Consider the following 3,524-nt stretch of genomic DNA (forward strand, 5'->3'; position numbering starts at 1 on the left):
GTGAATCTGTTCCGCTTCTGCCTGGATAATCCGCTAAACAGGGTTGATATTGATGGCAGGAACAACGCTGAGACCGACAGGATAAACAGTTTGTTACGGGCAAATTACCAAAATAATGTCAAAATCAGAATTTTGGCGCGTCGGGAAGAGAACCGTGCAGGAGCGATGAATAAGCTTGCTGCGCAATTTAAAATCCAGGGGCAGGAACTGGGTGAAACACTGCATAAAATTATCGATTACATAGATGACGCCCCGAGGTCAATAAATGTTAAATATTCGACTCTGCCCAATTTCACTGATGACTATATAAAGAATACATTTGCCACTCAAACACGTACGGAGAATCCATACTATATTAATAAACGGATTGGACGAAACCGTGAGTTAATTAATTTTGATGCTGCAGATGATTTACTGAAAGAGCATCATATACATTCGGCTCTGGGAATGGGAGTGAGTGGCGAGATTAATCCTGTATCACATGCTGCACACCCAGTGCATGGAAGTGTTCAAATGCAATCATTGGCACCTGCTCAGGGAGGTGCCTATTATGAGGAGTACGGTGAGTCAGCTCTGTTCCTGAATCCCGAAAGTGACAGCTTTAGCTATTTGACTTATACACCTCAGGACTCGATGTTTTTTTATATCGGTTATGAACGTGAAGAATGCACATTTCCTCTCCCTGATGCAATGGCCGTCAGAGAAAATATGTATCCTCTTGTCCGTTATGCCAGGGAAGAACAATTGCAGTATTATTATGATGTGGCGATTAATAATGAAGTCGGGAAGCCAGCAATGAAACCTTATATTGAATGGCAAGTACATTCTCGCCTGAAGCTTGGTACGGATGTTCATAAGTTGTATGTTTCTGAGAATGAAAAGCCCAAAGGTATGAAAGCGCTATTTGATGGAACGGGCAGAGCCGTCAAGGCGTTTGCTCGTAAACACAATATTGCTATCATCAATTAGAAATTTTGTAAGCGTAAAGCCACTGCCGCCTGTGATTCTGGTTCCGGGATCGCTAGCTTAGAGCTCCGTCTAATTTAGAAGGAGCTCTGTTCATGGAAAATGCTGCCAACTGGCGAACTGAATCACGTACCGTCTATTCCAATGACTTCAAACTTCGGATGGTCGAACTGGCCTCACGACCAGATGCCAACGTCGCACAACTGGCGAGGGAGCATGGCGTTGATAATAATCTCATTTTTAAGTGGCTACGCCTCTGGCAGAGAGAGGGGCGAATATCTCGTCGAATGCCTGCTACTATCGTGGGGTCGGCGGTACCACAATCTCTTCCGGCTTCTCCGGCGCTGTTGGTCGTCGACGTTATCAACGACCCGTTACCCGCTGCAGAGAATGACACTCTGTGTAGGTTCTCATCCACTCACGTCAGCGCGACTTCCTGTCATATTGAGTTCCGCCACGGCAAAATGACGCTGGAAAACCCGTCATCAGAGTTGCTGGCCATGCTGCTCCGCGAGTTGACCGGGAGGACACAATGATATCCCTCCCGTCAGGCACCCGCATCTGGCTGGTTGCTGGCGTCACCGACATGCGTAAGTCGTTCAATGGCCTGGGCGAGCTGGTACAGCATGCTCTTGATGAGGATCCGTTCTCCGGCCACCTGTTTATCTTCCGTGGCCGCAAAGGTGACACCGTGAAGATCCTCTGGGCTGATGCTGACGGCCTGTGCCTGTTCACCAAACGTCTGGAAGAAGGCCAGTTCATCTGGCCTGCCGTACGTGATGGCAAAATCGCCATCACCCGCTCACAACTCGCCATGCTTCTCGATAAGCTGGACTGGCGCCAGCCAAAAACAGCACGCCTTAACTCACTGACAATGTTGTAAAAAGAACATGACCACATTATAAATGGGGTCATGAGTCAGGACTATCTCGCCCGTATCGCCGCGCTGGAAGATGCGCTTCACCAGAAAGACAATCAGCTCAGCCTCGTTGCTGAGACTGAGTCGTTCCTGCGTTCGGCGCTGGCCCGCGCTGAAGAGAAAATAGAGAACGAAGAGCGCGAGATAGAGCATCTGCGGGCACAGATAGAAAAACTGCGCCGGATGCTGTTCGGTACCCGCTCAGAAAAACTTCGCCGACAGGTTGAAGACGCAGAAGCCCTGCTGAAACAGCAGGAGCAGCAAAATGATCGCTACAACGGGCGGGAAGACGATCCACTGGTCCCTCGTCAGCTGCGCCAGTCCCGCCATCGTCGCCCGTTACCGGAACACCTTCCCCGCGAGATACACCGGCTGGAGCCTGCGGAAACCTGCTGTCCGGAATGTGGCAATGGTATGGAGTACCTCAGCGAAGTCAGTGCGGAACAGCTGGAAATGGTCTCCAGCGCCCTGAAAGAGATCCGTACGGTCAGGGTAAAAAAGGCCTGCATCGTTGAAGCACCTGCGCCATCACGTCCCATCGACCGTGGTATCGCCGGGCCGGGTCTGCTGGCCCGCGTGTTAACAGCCAAATACTGTGAACACCTGCCCCTGTATCGCCAGTGCGAAATCTTTGCCCGTCAGGGTGTGGTTCTGAGTCGTGCGCTGCTCTCCAACTGGGTGGATGCGTGCTGCCGGTTAATGGCCCCACTGGATGAAGCCCTCTACAACTACGTGATGGACTGCCGCAAACTGCATACGGATGACACTCCGGTGCCCGTGCTGGCGCCGGGCAGAAAGAAGACGAAAACCGGGCGCATCTGGACATATGTCCGTGATGACAGAAGCGCGGGTTCATCAGATCCGCCAGCGGCATGGTTCGCCTTCTCACCGGACCGACAGGGGAAACACCCTCAGCAACATCTTCGGCACTATCACGGCGTGCTGCAGGCAGATGCCTTCGCAGGGTACGACAGGTTGTTCAGCACAGAGCGTGAAGGAGGCCCGTTGACAGAAGCGGCATGCTGGGCTCATGCGCGGCGCAAAATCCATGACGTCTATATCAGCACCCGGACGGCGACAGCAGAGGAGGCACTGAAACGCATCAGCGAGTTATACGCGATAGAAGAGGAAATACGCGGCCTTCCGGCATCTCAGCGGCTGGCCGCCAGACGGTCCCGGAGTAAACCGTTGCTGATATCCCTGCATGACTGGTTGGTGGAGAAAAGCGCCACTCTGTCGAAAAAATCCCGGTTAGGCGAGGCGTTCGCTTATGCACTGAACCAGTGGGATGCCCTGTGTTACTACTGCGATGATGGTCTGGCAGAGCCGGATAATAACGCTGCTGAGCGTGCACTACGAGCGGTCTGTCTCGGCAAAAAAAACTACATCTTCTTCGGCAGCGATCATGGTGGTGAACGAGGTGCCCTGCTGTATGGCCTGATCGGAACGTGCAGGCTGAACGGTATCGATCCAGAGGGTTACCTTCGCCATATCCTGAGCGTATTGCCGGAGTGGCCCATCAACAAAGTGGCCGAACTGCTGCCATGGAACGTAGATCTCACCAATAAATAGCCGTCAATACGGCGCTCACTTAACGCTTACCTTTGTTTTCTTTGCGTAGGCGCTTAAGCTCAGCCCG

At 52.2% G+C, this 3,524-nt stretch carries 4 protein-coding genes; all 4 read left to right on the forward strand.

Going from position 1 to position 3,524, the window contains the following annotated elements; all coding sequences use genetic code 11:
- A partial coding sequence (locus FEK66_RS25785) for a hypothetical protein (protein ID WP_171023586.1) occupies positions 1–969 on the forward strand: 969 nt, incomplete at its 5' end.
- 92 nt (positions 970–1,061) lie between these two features.
- Positions 1,062–1,502, forward strand: coding sequence for a transposase (locus FEK66_RS25315; protein WP_135495573.1), 441 nt, complete (start codon positions 1,062–1,064; stop codon positions 1,500–1,502).
- Positions 1,499–1,849 carry an IS66 family insertion sequence element accessory protein TnpB gene (gene tnpB / locus FEK66_RS25320; protein ID WP_135495574.1) on the forward strand — a complete coding sequence of 117 codons (351 nt, stop codon included), beginning with the start codon at positions 1,499–1,501 and terminating at the stop codon, positions 1,847–1,849. The genes FEK66_RS25315 and tnpB overlap by 4 nt, the downstream gene beginning before the upstream one ends.
- 30 nt (positions 1,850–1,879) lie before the next feature.
- Entirely contained in the window at positions 1,880–3,457 is a 1,578-nt protein-coding gene (locus tag FEK66_RS25325) for an IS66 family transposase (protein ID WP_135495575.1), read from the forward strand.
- Positions 3,458–3,524: the final 67 nt, after the last annotated feature.

It is taken from the genome of Escherichia sp. E1130, assembly GCF_005781065.1.
Lineage (GTDB): Bacteria > Pseudomonadota > Gammaproteobacteria > Enterobacterales > Enterobacteriaceae > Escherichia.

What these genes read in the sequence shown, in the direction of transcription:
- FEK66_RS25315 (WP_135495573.1), top strand. Translation starts at nt 1,062, where the DNA reads ATGGAAAATGCTGCCAACTGGCGAACTGAATCACGTACCGTCTATTCC.
- tnpB (WP_135495574.1), top strand. Translation starts at nt 1,499, where the DNA reads ATGATATCCCTCCCGTCAGGCACCCGCATCTGGCTGGTTGCTGGCGTC.
- FEK66_RS25325 (WP_135495575.1), top strand. Translation starts at nt 1,880, where the DNA reads ATGAGTCAGGACTATCTCGCCCGTATCGCCGCGCTGGAAGATGCGCTT.